This is a genomic window from Aeromonas sp. 601039, from assembly GCF_049174415.1.
GTDB classification, from domain to species: Bacteria; Pseudomonadota; Gammaproteobacteria; order Enterobacterales; family Aeromonadaceae; genus Aeromonas; species Aeromonas veronii_A.
This window is the reverse complement of sequence record NZ_JAAKTL010000009.1, coordinates 78,586-101,772: the sequence shown is the minus strand read 5'-3', so window position 1 is coordinate 101,772 and position 23,187 is coordinate 78,586. Positions and strand designations below refer to the sequence as shown.

Below are 23,187 nucleotides of genomic sequence, written 5' to 3'. Positions count from 1 at the left end.
ATGAAATTGGCAACATTGAACAATGGCAAGCGCGATGGCGCTTTGGTGGTTGTGAGCAGGGATCTGGCCCGGGCGGTGCGGGTGAGAGAGATTGCCCCGACTTTGCAGGCCGCCCTCGATGAGTGGGCCGAGGTTGCCCCCAGGCTGGAGGCTGTCTATCAGCAGCTTAACGAGGGCCGTGTGGCCGAGGCGTTCCCCTTTGATGAAGCGTCTTGCCTCTCTCCGCTGCCGCGTGCCTATCAGTGGGCCGATGGCAGCGCCTACGTCAACCATGTGGAGCTGGTGCGCAAGGCCCGCGGTGCCGATATGCCCGAAAGCTTTTGGCACGATCCGTTGATGTATCAGGGGGGCTCCGACAGCTTTTTGGCTCCCCGCGGGCCGATTGTGATGGGCTCCGAGGAGTGGGGGATCGATTTCGAGTCGGAAGTCGCCATCATCACCGACGACGTGCCGATGGGGGTGAGCCCGCAGGGGGCCGCCAGCCACGTCAAGCTGCTGATGCTGGTCAATGACGTGAGCCTGCGCAACCTCATTCCGGGGGAGCTTGCCAAGGGCTTTGGCTTCTTCCAGTCCAAACCGTCCAGCGCATTCTCGCCGGTGGCCATCACTCCGGATGAGCTCGGCGATGACTGGCGCGATGGCAAAGTGCATCTGTCGCTTCTGACCCACCTCAACGGTGCCCTGTTTGGTGCGCCCGAAGCCGGGGTGGATATGACCTTCAACTTCTTCGAGCTGATTGCCCATGCCGCCAAGACCCGCCCCCTTGGTGCGGGCTGCATCATCGGCTCGGGCACCGTCTCCAACTACGATCGCAGCGCTGGTTCATCCTGCATCGCCGAGCGCCGCATGCTGGAAATTCTTGATTGTGATCAAGCTATAACCCCCTATTTGCAGTTTGGTGATAGAGTGTCGATCGCGATGGAAGATCGCTCTGGCCAAAACCTGTTTGGCACCATCTCTCAACAGGTGGTGCCAGCGAGCGGTCAGGGAGGTTGATGACCAGCGCCGGTTGGCGGCAAGGATATTCGGGATATGTCCGGATCACGACGAGCCCTCAACCGGTGCCGGATACACAAGGAGGCAGGTGGTGAGCACCTGCCGGGCTTCGGGCCCAGATAAGATGCAGGGACAGATTATGTTGCAGTTGTTTGGCTATTGGCGTTCGTCGGCAAGTTTTCGGGTGCGGATCGTGTTGCAGCTCAAGGGGCTCGCCTACGAGCAGCATCCCATCAATTTGCGGCAAGGCGAGCAGAGCGAGAAGGCCTATCGCCGGATCAACCCGCAAGGGCTGGTGCCGTTTCTGGTGGATGGCGATGTGCAGATCGGTCAGTCGGTCGCCATCATGGAGTACCTTGACGAGACCTATCCCGCCTACTCCCTGATGCCCTCTTCCCCCGACGCGCGGGCCCGGGTGCGCCAGATCGTCAACATGATCGCCTGTGATATTCACCCGCTCAACAATCTGCGGGTACTCAACTATCTGGAAGAGCACTTCAGGGCCAACAACGAGCAGGAGGCCCGCTGGTATCGCCACTGGATTGACGAGACTTTCACTGCCCTCGAACAGCTGTTGATGACCACCGCCGGTGTCTACTGCGTCGGCAACGAAGTGACCCTGGCTGACTGCATGCTGGTGCCCCAGGTATACAACGCCCGCCGCTACGACATGACCCTGGACGATTACCCCACCATCCGCCGCATCGTCGCCAACTGCGAACAGTTGCAAGCCTTTATCAAGGCCGCCCCCGCCAACCAGCCGGATGCGCAGTGACCTACTGACTTGAATCGCGGGATGGCGTCAGCACGCCATCCCGCGCGTTATATCTCCTCATCTCTTTATTTCCCTTCTGTATGCGCCTTGCGTGCCTTGTGTTGACGGCTGAATGTCGCCAAGGATCCTGCACTTGTCACACTTATCAACATTTTGCATCGATTGAGTCTTTATTGTTGGTGTTTTGGGCTGTCAGTCACACTCAAGTCAGTTGATTGGGCCTAGTATCGCCACGCCAGCGGGACAGCGGAAAGCAGAAATGCGCACAGGTCGCCTATCAGGGGGCCTGGCTACCTCCCTGGTTTCCATGGTTTATTCGCACTGCTCTTTTTCGTGTTTACGGTTTGATGGCCCGCACTGCCCGCCCGTGTCACCGCGCAGATCCCTTGTGACAGCGGCAGGTTGACTGGCGCGCCACCGCTTATTTGCAACCACTCTGTGCAACAAGGAGATCTTATGTATTCCTTCAAAAAGTGCGTCGTCGCACTCTCCATCAACCTTGCTCTCTTCTCGTCGGCGTTCGCCTGTACCACCTTGCTGGTCGGCAGTGAAGCCAGCGCCGATGGCTCCATGATGGTGGCCCGCAGCGCCGACAGCGATGCCCTGAAAGCCCAGCATTTCGTGATCCATCCGGCCAAGCAGGGGCAGAGCGGTATGCACAGCTCCAAGGCTCACAATGGCGCCAATGATTTCAGCTACCCCTTGCCGAAAAACTCCCTGCGCTATACCACGGTACCGAACTGGAAGACCCAGCTGCATGGCGCCACCGGGTTCAACGAGAAGGGAGTCGGGGTGAGCGGCACCGAGTCCATTTTTGCCTCACCCGAAGCGCTCGCCTTTGACCCCTATGTGGAAGATAAGGGGATCACCGAGGATGACATTCCCGATGTGTTGCTCTCCCGGTCCACATCGGCCCGCGAGGCGATCTCGTTGCTTGGCAACATCATCGAGACCATAGGCGCGGGAGAGGGATTTGGTGTCGCCGTGGTGGATGATAACGAGCTTTGGTATCTGGAGACTGCCACCGGCCATCACTGGATGGCGCAGCGTCTGCCGAAAAATCACTACTTTGCCACCGGCAATCAGGGCCGCCTGCAGCAGTACGATCCCGCCAGTGCCGATATGATGGGATCGAAAAATCTGATCGAATTTGCCACCGAGAAGGGGCTCTACCATCCGCAAAAGGAGGGGGCGTTCAACTTCTCGAAAGCCTATACCCGTGATGACGAGCGGGACCGTACCTATAACGATCCGCGGGTCTGGACCATCCAGCAGATGTTCAACCCCTCGCTCAAGCAGGCGGTGGATGCCGGTCGTCAGTTCCCGGTCACCCTCGCCCCCGAGAAGAAGATGACGCTAGAGGAGGTCAAGGCGGTGCTGCGCAATCACTATGACGGCACCGAGCACGATCCCTACAGCAAGGGGTTGAACGGTCAGGAGCCGTGGCGCCCTGTCAGTGTGTTCCGCACCTACGAGTCCCACGTGATGCAGGTACGCCCCTGGATGCCGCGTGAGGTGGGGGAGGTGACCTATGTGGGCCTCGGCATGGCGGACTTGACCGCCTTCGTTCCCTACTACAGCAGTCTGGAAGCCTATCCGGCCCACTATGCCATGGGTAGCGACAAGGCCGACAGCGACTCCATCTACTGGAAATATCGCAAGCTGCAGACCCTGGTGATGACCGATTACCCCAAATTGGCCCCCATAGTGAAGCAGGCGTACCAGAGCTGGGAGGCGAAGATCGCCAAAGAGCAGAAAGAGATGGAAGCCAGCTACCTGAAAACGGTCAAAACCGACAAGGCCGCCGCTAACAGCATGCTCAACGACTTCAATCTGCGGGTGATGAAGGAGGCGGAAACGCTGACCGAAGATCTCACCAACCAGATCTTCACTGTACGCACCCAGGATATTCAGGCCGATATCTTCTTCGCCAACAAGGCGAAAAAGGACTGATTGCCCCCATGATGTGGTAAGGCGGCAGAGCGTGTCGTCATCCATGTCTTGAGTATGGTGATCTTCTCACTGTCACCTTTGTTATCAGAAGACGACATAACGAAAAGCCTTCACGGGAGTGAAGGCTTTTTTGCAGAGTGTTCAGATGAGCACGACGAAGCCTGTCTGGCTAAAAACGGTACTCGATATGGAGGGTATGGCTGTCCAGCCCCGGGTTCTTGTCATACATATAGGCGTTGGACATGTGCTCATACTGATAGCCGATCAGCCAATTCTTGGTGATGGCGTAACCGAGGCCGATACCCAGAGCGAACTGCAAGGGACCGCCGTAATCCTTGTAGCCGTGGCCGCGGGTGCCAAATTGATACTGATCGAGCCAGACCATTTCGCCGGGGATCCAGGTCACCCAGTTACCCCATTGGCATTCGATACGGGCACCGCCTCCCAGTCTTGCTGTCTCTTCATCTTCTACCTTGAGGGTACCGCCACGCACTCCCAATCCAAATTGACAGGCCGAGTCTCCCCAGCGCCAGAACATGTGGTGAAACTTGGCATCGGCGATCTTGATGTCGAGCTTTTCATTGCTGAACGCCTTGCCCAGCTGCAGGGCAAGAATATTGTCATTGGCCACGGCCCCTGTGCTGGTGAGCAGTGAAACCAGCAGGCCAATCCTTGATAGAGTGTTAGCGTCCATGCCCCCTCCAATGTCGTTGAGACCCTGTGGTGCCGATTCAATCGGACACATATCAGGCATAGTCAACAGGCAATAACCCTGTCAATCACGGCCAGAAAAACTAAAAAAAACCATGTTGGCGAATAAATGGTCTATCGCTTTTATGTTCTCAATAACGGGGGAAAAACGGAGTCTGGCTGAACGTTATTTGAACAGTTTGTTATGTGTGATGTTAATGGCGGTCACTTTTCAGGCAATGGCTGAGTGGATTGATGGGGATATCAGAGAGGTTGCCGAACTCGAATAAAGTATTGCTAACCATATTTTAATTGAAAGTTCAATGGATGTGACTCGCAAAAATTAATTTCTTTTTGGAGGAGCGAGGGATAATTAAGAAATTTCTAAATTAATCTTGCTTGTCGTCAAAAATATTTACACCGTACGAATACATTTATTACCAATGCTGCTTTGAGTGTAAATCTTTTAAAAACAGAGTCTTGTGTCCCTCTTTGTCGTGTGAAGAATGCAGGTGAGTTTTTTGAGTGTTGACCCAATTGTGGCTAATTGATAGCATTCGAAAAAAATGAGAATAAGTATGATATACGTCACATTGTGACGTTTTCATGAACGGGATGGGTGCTTACATCGCAATCAATTCTTGCTGGCTTTTTGAGCTGGCATGCTTCGCTATTTTCCTTCCTGTTTTTATTTTACAACCAAATTGTCTGTTTTTTGTCCGGGAAGGTGTCATTGCCGTGCGGTAGCTATGGCAAAAAAACAGTATTTCGCATCAATATCGCTACATCTTTACAGCAATTGAGCAGCATTGCTCATTTTAGGGCTCATGCCTACTCCTGATGAGACTATTGCTGTTCTGTCTGAGATCCATCATATATCGTGTCTTGCTCGATTCACTCAGAACATTCTGAAATGCGTACTGTAAATGGTAATTTTTTGAGCAAACCGCTCTTGTTCAGACTGCCTGGTATCGCTTCGCAGTCTCGGCAGATTGTCTGTTGATGAGGAACTCAAAACCCGCTTTTGCAGTTGCAGGGCTGGGGATGAACAGCCACATGTCAGTTCGTTTTTTGGTCATGAAAGATAATGAGTCGATCGGCAATAGCGTTGCCAGACCATAAGGCGACCTGGTTTTAACAGATCAACACTTGACTCCATGGGAAATATTGACACATGAATTTTGCAACGCGGTTATTGGCCATATCGTTAGCCATACAAGTTGGTGGCTGTGCATATGAGCCAAAGCAGGTAGAAGCGTCTCGTCCTCTCGTCAACCCGTCTGTTGCTACCGAATTGTATGCCATGCCTCCCGACCTGCAGCAGGCGCTGAATACACTGCCACAAGGCGCTGCATTCAGTAGAAACAATGTTACCTATACCCTGGGGCAACGCTATGTTTCGGCTCTGGGTCTTGAGTGCGTTGAGCTGTTGTTTAACAGCATGCAAGGCCATTCGCAAAGACGTGCGGCATGCAAGACTGAAGAACAATGGTATCTGATACCTCAACTGGAACAGACCTCTGTCAGCAACCTTCTTGCTGAGCAATAAAATGAAGGCACATGTTTTGAACAAAATGAAAATTTATCAGCTCAGCACACTTCTGTTTCTCATCAGTACATCCTGCGCAACCATGGCCGTTGCCGCCCCGGATTTAGCGCAAGCAAATGGATCATCATTTGGTTACACCCTTTCAGGAAAGGCTGCTGAAAACACCGGCCCCCAGCTTGGTGGTCAAGCAGCACTGAGTGGGCAGGCCAACACAAGTTCAACGACCGGGAGTTTTACTCAACAGAATCGTCAAGGAATGTTGTTACCCGGTGAGGCAGATGTACGTAAATTACTGCCCCAGGCAGAGGTTGGATTACCTCCTCCTTATGGCGCCAATCTGTTTGCCGGTGGCTATGAGACCGAACGCAGCGATGGCCTGAATGACAATTATCTGATTGCGCCAGGGGACAAACTTAATATCTGGATCTGGGGGGCCGTCAATTTTTCCAATGTAGTGACGGTAGATAATCAAGGCAATATTTTCATTCCTGATGTCGGCCCGATAAATGTCAAGAATGTACCTGCCAGCCAGGTCAATAATCTGGTGACCAGCAGGATTGGTGATGTTTTTACGAATAATGTCAATATCTACGTCAACCTGCTGACAACAACTCCCGTGAGTGTGTTTGTTACTGGCCCGGTAATACGGCCAGGCCAGTATGCGGGTCAATCCTCTGACAGTGTGCTCTATTTTCTCAAGCGGGCAGGGGGGATAGACTCGGAGCGCGGCAGCTATCGTCAAATTAAGGTATTACGCCAGAACCAGGTCATCCAAAAAATCGATCTGTATGAATTCATGCAGCAAGGCAAAATGCCCAAGCTCTCTTTTAAAGATCAGGATGTCATCCTGGTAGAGCCACAGGGCCCGATGATAAATGTCGCGGGCAAGGTGCGTAACCCATTCCGTTTCGAATTGACTCAGCGCAATACGCTAGGCTCGGAGTTGGTCAACTATGCTCTGCCGCTTGCCAAGGTGAGTCATGTCGGGGTGATAGGTGACCGTCCAAGTGGTCCATTCTCCATCTATTTACCTTACAAGGATTTTGCCAGCCTCCAGCTTAAGGATGGTGACAAAGTCTTGTTCAACGATGACATGCATGCTCAGGTTTATGATGTGCAGGTCGCTGGTAGCTATATGGGACCCTCATATTTTACAGTGCGCAAGCAGACCAAACTGCATGAGCTGCTCAACCATATTCCCATTGACCCACAGCTTGCCGATTACCAATCCATCTACCTGATGCGCAAGAGTGTCGCTGCGCGGCAAAAAGAGATGTTGGAAGAGTCGCTCAACCGGTTGGAACGCAGTGTGTTTACTGCTCCTGCCAGCTCGGATGGTGAAGCGTCGATCCGTGCCAAAGAGGCAGAACTGGTGATGCGCTTTGTCGAAAAGGCCAGAAAAATCCAGCCACTTGGCAAGGTGGTGGTCGCAGACAAGGGGATTGTTGCGAACATTCAGTTGGAACAGGGTGACCAGATTGTCATACCGAACAGAACTGACCTGATTCAGGTCGGTGGGGAAGTATTGATGCCACAGGCCGTCGTCTACAACGCCAATGCGACTCTCGATGACTATGTGGCATGGGCTGGCGGATTCACCGAGCGTGCGAATGACCAACGGATTGCCGTGGTTCATGCCAACGGGTTGGTGGAGTTTAAAAATAAGGGGAGTGTCCAGCCCGGTGATCAGATCCTGGTGTTGCCCAAGGTTGACAGCAAAACCATGCAATCGGTCAAGGATATTACTCAAATTATCTATCAGATCGCCGTGGCTGCTAACGTAGCAATTAACTAAGCCGCTGATTGCGGCGTAAAACAGACTCGCCCCCGGCGAGTCTGTTATACGGTAGAGCGACTTAATGAATAAACCGATTCTTAATCAAACGCCGCGTACCTCCTTACAGGTATTGCGAGATGTTGTCTTTGGCCTGCTTATTCGCGAGCTTAAAACCCGTTTTGGCAGCTATCGCTTGGGGTATGCTTGGGCACTACTGGATCCACTGCTGATGATCGGTGCCTTTAGCCTGATTTTTGGCTTGCGCGGTCATAGCGGATTTGGCGGAGCGCCAGCACCACTATTTATCACCGCAGGGTATCTGCCTTTTATTTTTTTTAAAAATGTGGTCAGCAAGCTGCAATCTGCAGTCAGCGCCAATATGGGGCTGTTCTGTTACCGCCAGGTCACTCCGTTCTCAACGTTTATTGCCCGTTTTATGCTCGAAACCATGGTCGGGATGCTGGTGGGGGGGGTATTAATATTGGGACTAATCTGGTTTGGCTTTGATGCCATTCCTGCCGATCCGCTGCAGGTGATCCTTGTCTATCTGCTGTTGATGGTATTCTCGTTTTCTCTCGGAATTGTCTTTTGCGTGATCTGCAATTTGGTGCAAGAGGCCGACAAATTCCTCAACCTACTGATGATGCCATTGATGTTTATCTCATGCGTCATGTTCTCGCTCGCCACCATCCCGGCCCAATATCGGCACTGGTTTTTATGGAATCCGCTGGTGCATGCTCTAGAGCTTATTCGCAGTGGCTGGATTGCCGGCTACAGTAGCCCCTATGTCAGCTCGAGCTATCTGGCTGCTGTCACCCTGATACTGCTCACCTTCGCCATGAGTTGCTATCGGTTAAGCCATCGCCGCCTTATCGCCAGTTAAAGTGAAACCTGATGATCGTTCTTGACTCTGTTACCAAGTACTACCCGACCAAATTTGGTCGTAACTATGTGCTGCGCGATGTATCGCTCACCCTGCCTCGGGACCGCAATATCGGCATTCTGGGGGTCAACGGGGCGGGCAAATCGACCCTGCTACGACTGCTCGGGGGCATGGATATGCCCAACCGTGGCAAGGTGAGCCGATATTGCCGGGTATCCTGGCCACTGGCATTGGGGGGGGGCTTTCAGGGCAGCATGACGGGGCGTGAAAATACCCGTTTTGTCTGCCGCATTCATGGGGTGCGCGAGACGGCAGCTGTTGAGGAGTGGGTCAAGGAGTTCTCCGAGATTGGTCAGCATTTTGAACTGCCGATCAAAACCTACTCCAGCGGCATGAAATCAAAGTTCTCTTTTGCCGTCAGCATGGCTTTCGATTTCGATATCTATCTGACCGACGAGATCACCTCGGTGGGGGATGCCCGTTTTAAACAGAAGTGCATCGACGTCTTTAACAAAAAGCGTGAAACCGCCAGCCTTATCATGGTATCACACGATATGAAAAACCTGCGCCAGCAGTGTGATATGGGCATGTTATTGCGCAATGGCCAGCTGGAAGTGTTCGACAATATCGACGACGCCATCCGTATTTATCAAACTTTGTAACAAGCAAGCCTAACCATGACTCATCCTATTCCTGCGAACAAACCTCTCCGTCTGCTGCGCAAATTGCGCAATCAGCCCAAACGATTTTTTATTGACTCCAGTGGTTACAAACTCGCTCATCGTTCCTGGCAGCAAAGCCTGAAACTGGGCAGTTTTTTATGGGTGGTGGTCAGTTTTGTTGTCGCATCACTCTATTTTGGCGGGATTGCTTCAGACCGTTATGTCAGCCGCAGCGAAATCATCATAAAGCAGGCAGATCAAATCAAAATGTTGCCCGATGCCCTGTCTATGCTGGGGCTGGGTGGCAGCAATCATCAGGATGTACTGCTGGTACAAGACTATCTGCGCTCTTGGGATCTGCTGGCAAAACTGGATCGGGAACTGGCGTTGAAGGCGCACTACCAAGGCAGTAATGCTGATTTTTTCTCACGCTTGTCGAGCAGTGCCACCCGCGAAGAGTTTCTGGAATATTACCGTGACCACCTGACCTTGCGTCTTGATGAACTCTCCGGGGTATTAACCATCGAACTGCAGGCATTCGATCCTGCATATGGCCAGAAGGTAGTCAGCTTGATGCTGAAAGAAGCGGAAGGCTTTATCAACAAGCTGGGCCATCAGGTCGCCATGGACCAGCTCGCGTTTGTCGAACAAGAGGTTAACCGTTCTCATCAACGCTTGCAGGCAGAGAAAGCCAAGGTGCTGGCGTTTCAAAATAGCCATCAGCTAATTAGCCCGGAATCGACCAGCACTGCACGCCTTGGTGTAGTCAGTGAAATTGAAGCTGAACTGGTGCGCCAGCAGGCAGAACTTAAGCAATTGCGCAGTTATATGAAAGAGAGTGCCCCAGGGGTGGTATCGGTGCAAAGTCGTGTTGATGCGTTAAGCAAGCAACTAAAACAGGAAAAGGCGAAATTGACCACCCATGATGCCGGTGCTGGCAATCAGGTGACGCCTGAGGCGATGAACGAAATCACCGCCCAATATATGGATTTGCAAACCCAGGCTACTCTGGCTGCCGATCTCTACAAGACCGGGTTGATCAGCCTGGAGCAAACCCGTGTAGAAGCCTATCGCAAACTTAAACACTTATTAGTTGTCACGCGTCCGACATTGGCGGAAGAGGCTGAATATCCACGCCGTATCTATAACCTGACCACAGTTGGAGTATTACTCTGCCTGTTTTATGGTTTGGTGATAATGGGATTGGCCACGCTGCGTGAACATCAGGATTGATAACTCACTCTTTTGAGTGATGTATGGCACCACAAAGTTGGTATTTATAAAAACAAAATAGGGATAAACGAAAGTCATGAAAACGCAACAAAGTGTAGATATTCGCAATTTTTATGATGAAGTGCCGTTTGATGGAGATGTAATGGATAGCATCAAGCAGACTTTCAAGCAGCAGGGCAATACATTACTTACACTGGCTGCCGAGTTTAATAGGGCACAGTACAAGCTGGCACTCTCTTTGATGATCCAGTGCAAAGGGCATGTCATTATCTGTGGTATGGGTAAATCTGGCCATGTAGGTCGTAAAATATCGGCCACCCTTGCTTCTACAGGTACCCCAAGCTTCTTCGTTCATCCCGCCGAAGCATTTCACGGTGATCTGGGGATGATTACCCCTGACGATGTGGTGGTGCTTATCTCCAATAGTGGTGAAACTGACGAAGTATTAAAACTAATCCCTTCACTCAAGAACTTTGGTAATCGCATTATTGCCATTACCGGTGGTATGCAATCCACCCTGGCAAAAAACGCCGATGCCGTATTGGAAATAAAAATGCAAGGGGAGTCTTGCCCCAACAATCTCGCACCTACCACCTCCACCACCTTGACTATGGCGATCGGTGATGCACTGGCATCAGCCCTGATGAATAAACGCCACTTTATGCCTAACGACTTTGCCAAGTTTCATCCTGGTGGCAGTTTGGGCCGTCGTCTGCTGACTCGCTTAAAAGATGTGATGAGTACCCGTTTGACCAAAGTCACTCCAGATGCCCCCTTAAAAGAGGTTATTGTTGGAATGACACAAGACCAGCACGGTATTGCATTGGTGATGGAAGAGGAGAAGTTAATTGGCGTGATTACTGATGGGGACTTACGAAGATCTATGATGCGTGATGATTTTGATCTAAATATTATGACAGCTCGTCATATTATGACATGTTCACCTGTGACCGCTTATTCTCATATCATGTTAAGTGATGCTGAAGCAATGATGAGGGAACATCAGATTAAACAGTTGTTAGTTGTTGATGCCCAATCTTTGCCTGTAGGGATAATCGATTTCTATCACTAAATTTTCCACGCACGATTTTAATTATCTTTGATTTTTCTGCAATAATAAAGATATTTTCAATGTTTAAAAATTTTTATGAGTCGACTTCAGCAATAAAACACTTAAAATAGAGATTTATTATTAAATGTAAAAACACTTTATCTTTATATAAAAAGAATCTTTAAAATGAGATTGCATTGAGTATTTTTAATATGGGGTTTGTTTATGTCAGTTAATAATGTTTTTCCAGAATCTATTGAAAAAATTTTGTATTATTTGGAGCCGCAGATAGAACTGGAGGACCCTTTATTCAGATATGCAACATTTAGATCTCATATAATTCCAGAGATTAAATGTCTAAAATCGTTTAAGTCATCACTTGAAATAAAAGTTATACTAAGTGAAATAATATATGCAAAGGCTATCTCCGAAGGCCTTGAAATTTCTGGTTGCGAATGCATAATTATAAATAGTAAAGATATAGATAGTATTAGTGGTGATAATTATGAAGCGTCAATGAGGTGGGCGAAAGGCGATATTTCAGCAAGTGAGATAAAAGAGATTCCGTCATTGATAGCATCAAAACTAGATGGTTTTTATCCTGACGTCACTATTACATACGAATCACCATCTCCATTCATGAAGTTAGCATTCCCTGATTCCGTGCATTTAAATAGTATGTTTGGTGCATTTTCTAGGGCTCCATTTCCTGCATTTGGAATATTAGATCCATATGGACTGTACAAAGATTCTTATCAGTCAGTTTACAGGGAAAAATTAAAAGAGGGTTCACTGGATAGCAACAAATCTGATTTATTAAGGCTAATTAGAAGAGATGCTGCGAAATCTCTAGCAAAGAATCTTCCATATAAGAGATTTATATCTGAAATATATGAAGAATTTGATGCTGCATATATTGTAGCCTGTCAGATAGATAAGTATTTTGCTTTCAACGCCTGCTCTGATTTTTCTTCTCAATATGAAGTTGTAGATTTCGCCTTATCGAATACGCCTAAAAATATAGCCGTTATTGTAACTGAGCATGGATACCGCCGACAAATATCAAATGAGCAAGTAGATAAGTTAAAGGAAAAGTATTGTAACTTCGTATATCTTGAAAATAGTGAGAATGTACCAGGTCCTTCACAATTTCTAGTTCCATATATTGATGGCGTATTAACTGTATCTTCATCAATTGCATACCAGTGTGCTCTTTGGCGAAAACCACTATTAACGGTAGGACGTTCGCATGTTGATATTATGTCTACCTCTATTGATATAAGTGAGTTTATTGAACAGGTTATAGACCAAAAGTCTATTAATAATGATATCCTTCTTTATAATCTATTGGCAAAAGTACATCTTTCTCATAAGTTTGATATCTTCAATGGTGAAAATTATTTCAATAGAATGAATAATATTTACCAAACAATTAAGTTTGGTAGTTTAGATGATCTTTTTTCTGATGAAATTTCTGTACCTGAACTCAGAAAAAGACTTTGGGAAGGAAGAAAAGGCTGGTTGTTAGATAAAGAAATCGCAATGAGAAAAATAGAAGTTCAAGCAGATCACTTGAGGGTAGCAATGGCCGAAGCAAAAGCTATCTCTTTTGATTTATTTGATACCTTAGTTGAGCGAGATTTTATAGAACCCCATGAACTTTTTCTTTTCATTGAGCCTAAAGTACAAGAGATAATAGGAAATAGGAATTTCAAATTCCATGATATACGAAGACGAGCTGAAGCTGATGTTAGGAGACCAACTCAAGGACATTTTGAAATAACCATAGATCAGATATACGAAAAAATTGGTGAGTTGACTGGATTAGATGACAGAAAGCTTGCATTAATCATGAAAGTTGAAATGGATGCTGAGTTATGTCTTGTTCATCCAAAGAAAAAAATGATTAAAGAGTTCAAGTTTGCAGAGTTGACTTGTACGATAAGAACAATAATTACAGATATTTATTTTGAAAAAGAGTTTATAGATAAGGTGGTTCATAAAATTGGTTTAGACAGGCATGTAGATATATTAATGTCATCTGCCACCAATAAAACAAGAAAACATAACGGCACAATATACCCAGAATACTTACAGTTGATAAAAGAATTTAATATTGAAGCTCGCCAAGCTCTTCATGTCGGTGATAATAAAACAGCCGATGGCGATATGGCTAAAAGGAATGGTTTACGTAGTTATGTGTTTCCTAAGGCGATGGATAACTATAGACGTTCAAAAGCAGCAATGGTGTTGGAGAAAACATTTTCTGCAAAACACTCATCAACATCTATATTGAATGGTGTGTTCGCCAATAGATTTAATAGTGACCATTGGAACAAGTTTGATCCCACAGATACCTTTTCTGGTTCACCATATAAATATGGGTACATGGCTATAGGCCCAATGGTTTTAGGATTTACTCAATGGTTATATAGAAGAGCAAAGCAAACTGGAACTAAACATCTATATTTCCTTGCTAGAGATGGATGGATATTAAAGGAAGCATTTGACACACTATACAAAAAACATGAGGATGCACCTAAAACTCATTATTTATATGCATCTAGGAGAGCTGTAACATTACCTTCTATTTCAAATGTAGAAGATATTATTGAATTGGCATCTCAAAATTTTAATCCACGTAGTCTTTCTAGCCTACTAAAATCAAGATTCGATTTAGAGTGGGGTGAGATTGATAAAAAGCTATCAAAGAAATATAAATATAGAGCTGATAGTATTGTCACCCCATCTTTTGAGACCAAAAAACTACATGATTTCTTAAAGGAAATCTCGAGCCTAATACTTGAGAAAGCAAATAAAGAACGTTCTACACTACTGGAATATCTTGAAGGTGAAGATTTTATTGAAAATGTTGGCAAAGGTCATACCGCTGTTGTAGATATTGGTTACAGTGGCTCAATGCAATTTTATCTTGGGAAAATACTTTCAACAGATAAAATAGGTGGTTTTTATTTTTTGACTCACAATCATTCAAGAAATAATTTTGGGAATGCTATTTTTGATGGTTATTTACAAGGGTTGGATGATCATCGTATAGCATATCGTCACCAGTTAAATGATCATGTTTTTGTATTTGAGGCTGCGTTGAGTTCCCTTGAGGGTAGCTTAATTAACTTCACTAGGGAAAATGGAAGATTAAAAATAAATCTTTTAGATGCAGAAGAAGAAAGAACACGTAAGCCTATACTCGAAAAAATTCACCGAGGCTCGAATGATTTCGTCAGAGATATTAGTTTGAGGTTTGAAAAGTATAAAGATTTGTTTGAGATATCTCCATTATTATCAACAAGAATCATACTGGATTATGCGAATCATCCATCGCCAAAAGATGCATGTATTTTTGATAACTTTGAAGTGGAGAATTTATTTGGTGGTGGTTCGGTGTGGCTTATTGCCAAACCTAATAAAAATCATGTGGATATAAATGGTTTTATTAAACCAGATGTCGCTCAGTTGTTGATAGAACAATCAAAGTGGAAAAATGGAGCAAGGCAGCGATATAAACTACTCTCTCCTACTAATACTGTAGATAAAAAAACACTGAAAAGCAATGTAGTTGGCAAGGAAAAGACTATTGTTGTTGATATGAAAAATAAGAAGCGGTCGAAATTAAAGAACACGCCATATCGTTTCTTTAATGATGCTAAAAATCCTATAATAAGAAACTTGAAATGGTTTTTTGAACCACAAACATCTAGATCTAAAGTATTAAGCCTAGTATTACGAAAAACTATCAATTAAGGAGGCGAAGTGTTTTTAATAGCTGGTCCCTGTGTTATTGAATCCGAGCAACTGGTGATGGATGTCGCTGGTCGTATTAAAGATATCACCGCCAAACTGGGCATGGAATATATTTTTAAATCCAGTTTTGACAAAGCAAACCGTAGTTCAACCGGCAGCTTCCGGGGCCCCGGTATGGAGCGGGGTTTACAGATCCTGCAAAAGGTTAAAGAGACCTATGGTCTACGCGTTCTGACCGATGTACATGAAGATACGCCAGTAGAAGAAGTGGCCAGTGTCGTCGATGTGTTGCAGACCCCGGCCTTTTTGGTGCGTCAGACCAACTTTATTCAGCGTGTCGCACGCTGTGGCAAGCCGGTGAATATCAAGAAAGGGCAATTCCAGGCTCCCTGGGATATGGAGCAGGTTGTCAAGAAGTGCCATGAGGTGGGTAATCAGGATATCTGGTTGTGCGATCGTGGTACTTCCTTTGGTTACAACACCCTGATCTCTGATATGCGTGGTTTGCCCATCATGCGCCGCACCGGTTGCAAAGTGGTATTTGATGCAACCCACTCCGTACAACAACCGGGCGGACAGGGTGCCACCAGCGGTGGTCAGCGGGAATTTGTTCCCGTGCTGGCTCGTGCAGCGGTTGCAGTGGGAGTGGATGGTCTCTTTATGGAAACCCATCCCGAGCCAGCCAAGGCGCTCAGCGATGGCCCGAATATGCTGCCTCTTTCCGTTATGGAGGAGATGCTGACAGTGTTGGCGGAGCTGGATGAGATCACTCGTGCTCATCGTTTTCTGGAAGATGCGCTGATCTAAAGCGGCTAATGCCAAGGAACTTATGGCTGTGTAAGTAAAGGGGTACCTGTGGGTACTCCTTTTGCGTTTATGACCGATTGAAATTGGGTGTTGTCTATGTCGTACAAAATTGTGATCCCCGCTCGTTATGGCTCCAGCCGTTTACCGGGTAAACCCCTTGCTTTGATTAACGGTCGCCCCATGGTGTGGCATGTTTGGCAGCGAGCTTTGGAGACCGGCATTCCTGCCTCAGATATCTGGGTGGCGACGGATGACCAGCGTATCTATGACGCTGTTATGGCATTTGGTGCCAATGTCGTCATGACCGGTGTTCACCACAGCTGTGGTACTGACCGTTTGGCAGAAGTTGCCGCTCAGCAGGGGTGGGGTGACGAAGAGATAGTGGTCAATGTGCAGGGCGATGAACCATTGTTGCCTGCCCATCTTATTCGGCTGGCGGCAGAGACGCTGGCAGCAGATGAGGAAAGCGGCATTGCGACACTCGGTTGCCCTATCGTTGATTTTGCCCAAATCATGGCGCCACAGTGCGTCAAAGTAGTTACAAACAAAGCCGGTCAAGCACTCTACTTTTCTCGTGCACCCATTCCGTGGGATCGCGACGTTTTCACTTCTGAAAATCTAAGCAATCTGAATCATGCTGCTGCCGTTGCGCCAAACTGGCTACGCCATATCGGTTTGTATGCCTATCGGGTGAAAACACTGGTATCGCTCAGCCATCTGAGCGTTTCGCCGTTAGAGCTGTTGGAGTCACTGGAGCAATTGCGAGCCCTTTGGCATGGTATCAAGATTGCTGTCGCCCGAGTGGAACAAGCGCCTCCCCATGGTGTCGATACGCCAGAGGATCTGGCTCGTATTCAGCGCCATTTCGAGTCTGAGGTTGTCGCTCCACAATGACAATTTGGGTTAGCAGCAAGGGATTATATTCCCGTCGTGATCAGATTGAGCCTCTATTTGATCAGTCCGTTGCTTGTTTTACGTCCAACGCTTCATTGGAGGCTGGGGATTTGCTTGCTGGCTGGGGCCAAAAAGCCAATACCAGGCAGATTAAGCAGAAGGCACAAGCGTTAGGATTGCCCTATTGGCAGCTTGAAGATGGTTTTATCGGTTATATCGGCCATCCCGCCAGGGGGGGCAAGGCGGTCTCGCTGATCGCCGATCCGGTGGGGATCTATTACGATGCCCGCCAGCCCAGCCAGCTTGAGCAATTGATTGCCACCCCGTGCGAGCCACAGATGTTGGCTCGAGCCGAACGATTGATCGGTGAGCTGGTACGCCTCGGGGTCACCAAATACAACTGTTATGCCACTGCCCCCGGTCAGTCGATTGCCAGCGGCAGCGTGACCGCCCTCTCTGCTGTCGGGGACTATGGCGGCTTGCCATCAGGGCTTGCCACACGTCTGCAGCAGAGCGCCAAACCCAGGATCCTGCTGGTCGATCAGGTCTCGGGGGATCTCTCCATTCCGGGGGCGCTGGCCAGTGAAGCTGATTTTGTGGCGATGGTGGAGGCGGCCCGCCGCAATCATCCCGATGCGCGCCTGTTGCTGCGCACCCATCCCGATACTCGCCTTGGCAAGAAGCGCGGGGTGTTGGCCCGGCTGAACCTGGATGATGTGGAGATTGTGGCCGATCACTGCCATCCCCATGCGCTGCTCAATGTGGTGGATGCGGTCTATACGGTGTCATCACAGCTTGGTTTTGAGGGCCTGTTGCTTGGCAAGCCGGTCTATTGTTTCGGTATGCCGTTTTATGCGGGTTGGGGGCTGACCCATGACAGCAAGCAGTGTGAACGGCGCAACGTAAAAGTGTCGCTCGCCCAGCTGGTCGCGGCAGCCTTGATCCGCTATCCCCGCTATCTCGACCCTGTGCTGGGACAGCGTTGCGAGGTCGAGGAGGTGATCGCCATTATTGACAATCAGCGCCGCCCCGCGCCGCGCTGGCGCCGACTCTATCTGGTGGGGTTCTCTTTGTGGAAGCGGGCATTTATGCAGGCGTTTTGCCAGCATTTGGCCGATGAGCTGCGCTTTGTGCGCAAGCCACCCAAGCGGTTGACCGGTGACGAGCAGATATTGGTGTGGGGTAGCCGCCACCCCGATCTCGCCTCTGCAATCCGGGTCGAGGATGGTTTTATTCGCTCGAGGGGGCTGGGCTCCAATCTCTGTCGTCCCTCCTCCTTGTCACTGGACCCGGTCGGGATCTATTTCGACAGTCGCACTCCCAGCGGGCTGGAACAGTTGCTCAACTATCAGGAGTTGACAGAGGCGGAGGTCAAGCGCGGGGATGCGCTGCTCGCCTTGCTACGGGAACACAGGGTCAGCAAATACAATGTGGGCGAGCCGCAGCACTACACCAGGCCCGATGATGGCCGTGAGCTGGTGCTGGTGGTGGGTCAGGTGGATGGCGATGCCTCCATCCTGACCGGGAGCCCCCATATTCGCAGCAATGAGCAGTTGCTGTGGGCGGTGCGAGCGGCCAAACCCGATGCTCATATTCTCTACAAGCCACACCCTGATGTGGTGGCGGGCAATCGTGGCGGGGCGATTTCTGCGGCCTGTCTGGTGGAGTGTGTCGATAGCCAGGTGCTGGATATTGGGCTCACCAGCCTCTATCCCCATGTGGATGAGCTGCATACCATGACCTCGCTCAGTGGCTTCGAGGCGCTGGTGCAGGGGGTCAAGGTGACGACCTGGGGCCAACCCTTCTACAGTGGCTGGGGGTTGACCACGGATGCCAATCCGCCTGCTCGTCGTCAACGTAGTCTGCCGCTGGCGGCGCTGGTCTATCTGACGCTGGTTGCCTATCCGCTCTATCTCGATTGGCAGACCGGGCTCTGGATAAGTCCGGAGCAGTTGATCCACCAACTGGCGAAGCAGGGACACTCATCGGCCCAAAAAGCGAGCCGCTGGCAACGCTGGCAGCTCAAGCTCGGTTACTTGTTCCAGACGCTCATGCAGCGCCCCTCTCTCTCCCCGTTTTTGAGATAAGTCGTCAATGAAGATTTTGTTACTGCAAGGCCCGCTTGGCCCTTTCTTTCAGACCCTGAGTCGCCAGTTGACCGAGGCGGGACATCAGGTGGTGAAGATCCATTTCAATGGCGGGGATGAGTGCTGGCCCTGTGCCGGAAAAAATCTGCGTTTTCGCGGGAAACCGGAGAGCTGGAACGCCTTTTTCCGCCGGGTGCTCAAGCAGCAGGGTATCGATACGGTGATCTGTTACGGGGACTGCCGTTATTACCATCTGGAGGCTGGCCGTATCTGCAAGTTGAAGCGAGTGCCATTCTGGGCGATGGAGGAGGGCTATCTCAGACCCGATTTCGTCACGCTGGAGCAGGGTGGGGTCAATGCCTTCAGCCCCTGGTATGAGCGGCGCGATCAACTTGCCCAACTGGATTGGCCTGTGCCTTATGACAGCTCGCTCAAGGTGGGCAAGACCTTTGCGGTGCGCGCCTGGTATGCCAGTCGCTACCACATCAACAAGTCGCTGTTCCGTTGGCGTTATCCCCACTTTGTGAATCACCGTCCCTGGAGTCTGGTGCAGGAGGCGATGGGGTGGGTCTGTGGCGCCATGGTGAAATACGGCAACTTGCGCCAGGATCGCGCCCTGCTCAAGGCGTTGCCGCAGCACGCCGGGCGGATCTTCTTTGTGCCACTGCAAGTGACCGAGGATTTTCAGATCCGGGAGCACTCTGACCTGAGCGGGGTGGAGGAGATGGTTGCGCAGGTGATCAACTCCTTTGCGGAGCATGCCAAACCCGAAGATGTGTTGCTGTTCAAGCACCACCCCATGGATCGGGGCTATGTCAGTTATCGTGCCCAGATAAACAGACTCATTGCGGTGCTTGGCCTGGAGGGGAGGGTCTTTTACGGTTATGAACTGCCGCTGCCAACCCTGTATCCCTTGCTCAAAGGGGTGATCACCATCAACAGCACGGTCGGTCTCTCTGCTCTGCTCCATGATGTACCCACCTTCTGCATGGGGCGGGCACTCTATGACATTGACGGTCTGACCACCAAAGGTTCGCTGGCCTCCTTCTGGCACTCGCAGAGCCCGGTATGTGCCGAGACATTCAAACGGGTGCGCCACTCCTTGCTCCATCTGACCCAGCTCAATGCCAGTTTTTACCGTCATCTGAAAATGAGTGCGCTGGCGGTCATGGAAAAAATGAAGCTTTCAGCGCCGAATATGCGTGATGAGCTTGTATCGCCGGAACGCCGTATGAGGGTGAATAATACCATGTGCCTTACATTACCCTGGCTGGCCACTCTCGATGGTATTAGCGACCCGTTTACATCTATCGGTTCAACCGCTCTGATGTTACTCGTTTGATGTCTGCCTATTTTTGATTTAGTGTGTTAGTGAGAGGTAAATAAAACCAGGAAGGTTAACATGAACATTCACGGTTGCTTGTTATCCATTGGACTCTTGGGGTTGCCGACTTTTTCCATGGCAGCTGAACATGATCTTTCACTTATTATTCACGGGGCATCAATACACAGTGATTGTTCGCAGGGAACAGGAAAAAAAAGCAAAACCTGTGACTTTAATGGTTTTAACCCGGGATTGGGATTGGCGTGGGTGTTCTTGGGTGACAACGACACGGGAAAACTTGCGCTGCGCGGCGGGCTTTATCGGGATTCTCTAGAAAATACAGCTGGTTATGCGGGTTTCTCTTATCGGAAAGAGTGGTATCTCACCGAACATGTTTTTGCTGGGGTAGGGGCGCAGGCTGGTTATCTCAACGGTTCGGGTATTGATGGTTTTGCCGCTTTGCCGATAGTGATACTGGGTTACAAGTCAGTTGCATTGGAAGTCGGTTATGCACCCAAGGTTGATTGGGTACCTGGGGGAGACCATGTCGCGGTCACCACCTTCTCATTGCGATGGACGCTGTAATATTAGCGAAATATGATCGCCATTACGCATTGTACTTTGTCATTTTGTCACGTTTTTTTAATACACATTTGTGGTGGATATAATCTGGCAAGCTGTGTGAAATATATTTCAGGCCAGATTTTGACTTGTGAGTCATAAAATGATGCCCCATTTTATCTGAGCAACAATTATTGTGGATTTATTTCAAGATGAGCTAAGTGGCATATTCATTTATCAATATTGATTGCATCTGGAACATTTAAAAATAAAAAGCCCTTCACCATGGTGAAGGGCTTTTTGCTATCTGGCGTTAGCCGATGGGGTCGCCCCGCTCTGGCTTAGTAGCCCTGCTGGTGCACGTCCATCACGGCGCGGCCGGACGGGTCGGCCATCTCCTTGAACTTGGCATCCCACTCCAGCGCGGTGGGGGTGGAGCAGGCGACCGACTTGCCGTAGGGCACGGTACGGGCGGCAGCTTCCAGCGGGAAGTGCTCGTCGAAGATGGCGCGGTAGAAGTAGGCCTCCTTGGTGAGCGGGGTGTTGATGGGGAAGCGGAAGGCGGCCGCTTCGAACATCTGATCCGTCACTTCCTGCTCCACCATGGCTTTCAGGCTGTCGATCCACGAATAACCTACGCCGTCGGAGAACTGTTCCTTCTGGCGCCATGCCACTTCGTGGGGCAGCAGATCTTCAAACGCTTCGCGCAGGATGTGCTTCTCGATCTTGCCCTTGCCACACATTTTGTCGGCGGGCTGCAGGCGCATCGCCACGTCCATGAACTCCTTGTCGAGGAAGGGCACGCGACCCTCCACACCCCAGGCTGCCATCGACTTGTTGGCGCGCAGGCAGTCATAGAGGTGCAAAGAGGCGAGCTTACGCACGTTCTCTTCGTGAAATTCGCGGGCGTTGGGCGCCTTGTGGAAGTAGAGGTAGCCGCCGAACAGCTCGTCGGAGCCTTCGCCGGAGAGCACCATCTTGATCCCCATCGCCTTGATGTAGCGTGCCATCAGATACATCGGCGTGGAGGCGCGGATGGTGGTGACGTCATAGGTCTCGAGGTGATAGATGACATCGCGCAGGGCATCCAGACCCTCCTGCACGGTGAAGTGGATCTGGTGGTGGATGGTGCCGAGGTGATCAGCCACCTTGCGGGCGGCGGCGAGATCCGGCGACCCTTCGAGCCCTACGGCGAAGGAGTGCAGTTGCGGCCACCAGGCTTCGCTCTTGCCATCGTCCTCGATGCGGCGTGCCGCATAGAGCTTGGTGATGGCGGAGATAACGGAGGAGTCCAGCCCGCCGGAGAGCAGCACGCCATAGGGCACGTCACACATCAGCTGGCGTTTGACCGCCGCTTCCAGCGCCGCTTTCAGCTCGGCCTTGTCGCTGACGTTGTGCTCGACCGCGGCGTACTCCATCCAGTCGCGCTTGTACCACTGTTTGAGCTCGCCATCCTTGCTCCACAGATAGTGTCCCGGCGGGAAGGTTTCGACGCTCTTGCAGACCGGCACCAGCGCCTTCATTTCGGAAGCGACATAGAAGTTGCCGTGCTCGTCGCGACCGGTATAGAGGGGGATGATCCCCATGTGATCGCGACCAATCAGGTAGGCATCCTGTTCGGCGTCATAAAGAATGAAGGCAAAGATGCCGTTGAGATCGTCGAGAAACGCCGGGCCTTTCTCCTTGTAGAGAGCCAGCAGCACTTCACAGTCGGATTTGGTCTGAAACTGGAAGTCGACCTTGAGGGTCTTTTCCAGCTCCTTGTGGTTGTAGATCTCGCCGTTGACCGCCAGCACATGGGTGCGCTCGGGGTTGTAGAGCGGCTGGGCGCCATTGCCCGGATCGACGATGGCCAGACGCTCGTGCACCAGAATGGCTTTGTCTGAGCTGTAGACGCCGGACCAGTCAGGCCCGCGGTGACGAAGTCGCTTGGACATCTCCAGAGCCGATTTGCGCAGGGCTACTGCATCGGACTTGATATCCAGAATGCCGAAAATTGAACACATTGGCGGTAATCCTCTTGATTTTTATATGAGCCCCCCACGTTTGGGCTCGAAATTCCATTTACATTCCTCGTCAGACACAATGCCTAGCGGAAAAACCTTTTGCAAGCGGGAAAACCGCAGAAAATCATGCCGTAAGCGTCAAGCAGATCAACAGGATAAGGGTTGCTGCAACGGGGC

General features: G+C 50.0%; 17 protein-coding genes. 15 read left to right on the top strand and 2 right to left on the bottom strand.

Translation table 11 applies throughout. The features are described 5' to 3' along the window. The 3 genes from G5195_RS09825 (at window position 1) to G5195_RS09815 (ending at window position 3,724) form a co-directional block, all read left to right on the top strand. Window positions 1–996: a fumarylacetoacetate hydrolase family protein gene (locus G5195_RS09825; protein ID WP_421236073.1), complete on the top strand. Its 996-nt coding sequence runs from the start codon at window positions 1–3 to the stop codon at window positions 994–996. A 139-nt stretch (window positions 997–1,135) separates the two neighbouring features. Further along, a complete protein-coding gene (maiA, locus tag G5195_RS09820) occupies window positions 1,136–1,771 on the top strand; it encodes a maleylacetoacetate isomerase (protein WP_005361400.1) in 636 nt (211 codons plus the stop codon). A 456-nt stretch (window positions 1,772–2,227) separates the two neighbouring features. After that, complete coding sequence (locus G5195_RS09815; RefSeq protein WP_421236072.1) at window positions 2,228–3,724, top strand: C69 family dipeptidase; 1,497 nt, start codon at window positions 2,228–2,230, stop codon at window positions 3,722–3,724. A gap of 169 nt (window positions 3,725–3,893) precedes the next feature. On the opposite strand, the gene G5195_RS09810 is transcribed toward G5195_RS09815, so the two are convergent. Next, entirely contained in the window at window positions 3,894–4,418 is a 525-nt protein-coding gene (locus G5195_RS09810) for an acyloxyacyl hydrolase (RefSeq protein ID WP_216953357.1), read from the bottom strand. 1,170 nt (window positions 4,419–5,588) lie between these two features. Here G5195_RS09810 and G5195_RS09805 point away from each other — a divergent pair. From G5195_RS09805 to G5195_RS09750, 12 genes are all read left to right on the top strand, one after another. Further along, window positions 5,589–5,963, top strand: a complete 375-nt coding sequence (locus G5195_RS09805; protein ID WP_201996467.1) for a hypothetical protein — start codon at window positions 5,589–5,591, stop codon at window positions 5,961–5,963. Between the two features lie 25 nt (window positions 5,964–5,988). After that, window positions 5,989–7,758, top strand: a complete 1,770-nt coding sequence (locus tag G5195_RS09800; protein ID WP_421236085.1) for a polysaccharide biosynthesis/export family protein — start codon at window positions 5,989–5,991, stop codon at window positions 7,756–7,758. A gap of 64 nt (window positions 7,759–7,822) precedes the next feature. Then, window positions 7,823–8,623 (top strand): ABC transporter permease, encoded by an 801-nt coding sequence (locus tag G5195_RS09795; protein WP_421236071.1) that lies wholly within the window; start codon window positions 7,823–7,825, stop codon window positions 8,621–8,623. 11 nt (window positions 8,624–8,634) lie between these two features. Next, a complete protein-coding gene (locus tag G5195_RS09790; RefSeq protein WP_421236070.1) occupies window positions 8,635–9,285 on the top strand; it encodes an ABC transporter ATP-binding protein in 651 nt (216 codons plus the stop codon). 15 nt (window positions 9,286–9,300) lie between these two features. Then, window positions 9,301–10,518: a sugar transporter gene (locus tag G5195_RS09785; RefSeq protein WP_421236069.1), complete on the top strand. Its 1,218-nt coding sequence runs from the start codon at window positions 9,301–9,303 to the stop codon at window positions 10,516–10,518. A 76-nt stretch (window positions 10,519–10,594) separates the two neighbouring features. After that, complete coding sequence (locus G5195_RS09780) at window positions 10,595–11,590, top strand: KpsF/GutQ family sugar-phosphate isomerase (RefSeq protein WP_421236068.1); 996 nt, start codon at window positions 10,595–10,597, stop codon at window positions 11,588–11,590. Between the two features lie 204 nt (window positions 11,591–11,794). Next, window positions 11,795–15,331: a hypothetical protein gene (locus G5195_RS09775; RefSeq protein ID WP_421236067.1), complete on the top strand. Its 3,537-nt coding sequence runs from the start codon at window positions 11,795–11,797 to the stop codon at window positions 15,329–15,331. Between the two features lie 9 nt (window positions 15,332–15,340). Further along, a complete protein-coding gene (kdsA, locus tag G5195_RS09770; protein WP_421236066.1) occupies window positions 15,341–16,138 on the top strand; it encodes a 3-deoxy-8-phosphooctulonate synthase in 798 nt (265 codons plus the stop codon). Between the two features lie 96 nt (window positions 16,139–16,234). Beyond that, a complete protein-coding gene (gene kdsB / locus G5195_RS09765) occupies window positions 16,235–17,032 on the top strand; it encodes a 3-deoxy-manno-octulosonate cytidylyltransferase (protein ID WP_421236065.1) in 798 nt (265 codons plus the stop codon). A gap of 95 nt (window positions 17,033–17,127) precedes the next feature. Beyond that, complete coding sequence (locus G5195_RS09760) at window positions 17,128–19,119, top strand: capsular polysaccharide biosynthesis protein (RefSeq protein WP_421236064.1); 1,992 nt, start codon at window positions 17,128–17,130, stop codon at window positions 19,117–19,119. A gap of 7 nt (window positions 19,120–19,126) precedes the next feature. Continuing rightward, window positions 19,127–20,461 (top strand): capsule biosynthesis protein, encoded by a 1,335-nt coding sequence (locus tag G5195_RS09755; protein WP_216953368.1) that lies wholly within the window; start codon window positions 19,127–19,129, stop codon window positions 20,459–20,461. A 60-nt stretch (window positions 20,462–20,521) separates the two neighbouring features. Further along, window positions 20,522–21,028 carry a hypothetical protein gene (locus tag G5195_RS09750; RefSeq protein ID WP_227342501.1) on the top strand — a complete coding sequence of 169 codons (507 nt, stop codon included), beginning with the start codon at window positions 20,522–20,524 and terminating at the stop codon, window positions 21,026–21,028. A 317-nt stretch (window positions 21,029–21,345) separates the two neighbouring features. On the opposite strand, the gene asnB is transcribed toward G5195_RS09750, so the two are convergent. Continuing rightward, window positions 21,346–23,010 carry an asparagine synthase B gene (asnB, locus tag G5195_RS09745; protein WP_005352808.1) on the bottom strand — a complete coding sequence of 555 codons (1,665 nt, stop codon included), beginning with the start codon at window positions 23,008–23,010 and terminating at the stop codon, window positions 21,346–21,348. Window positions 23,011–23,187: the final 177 nt, after the last annotated feature.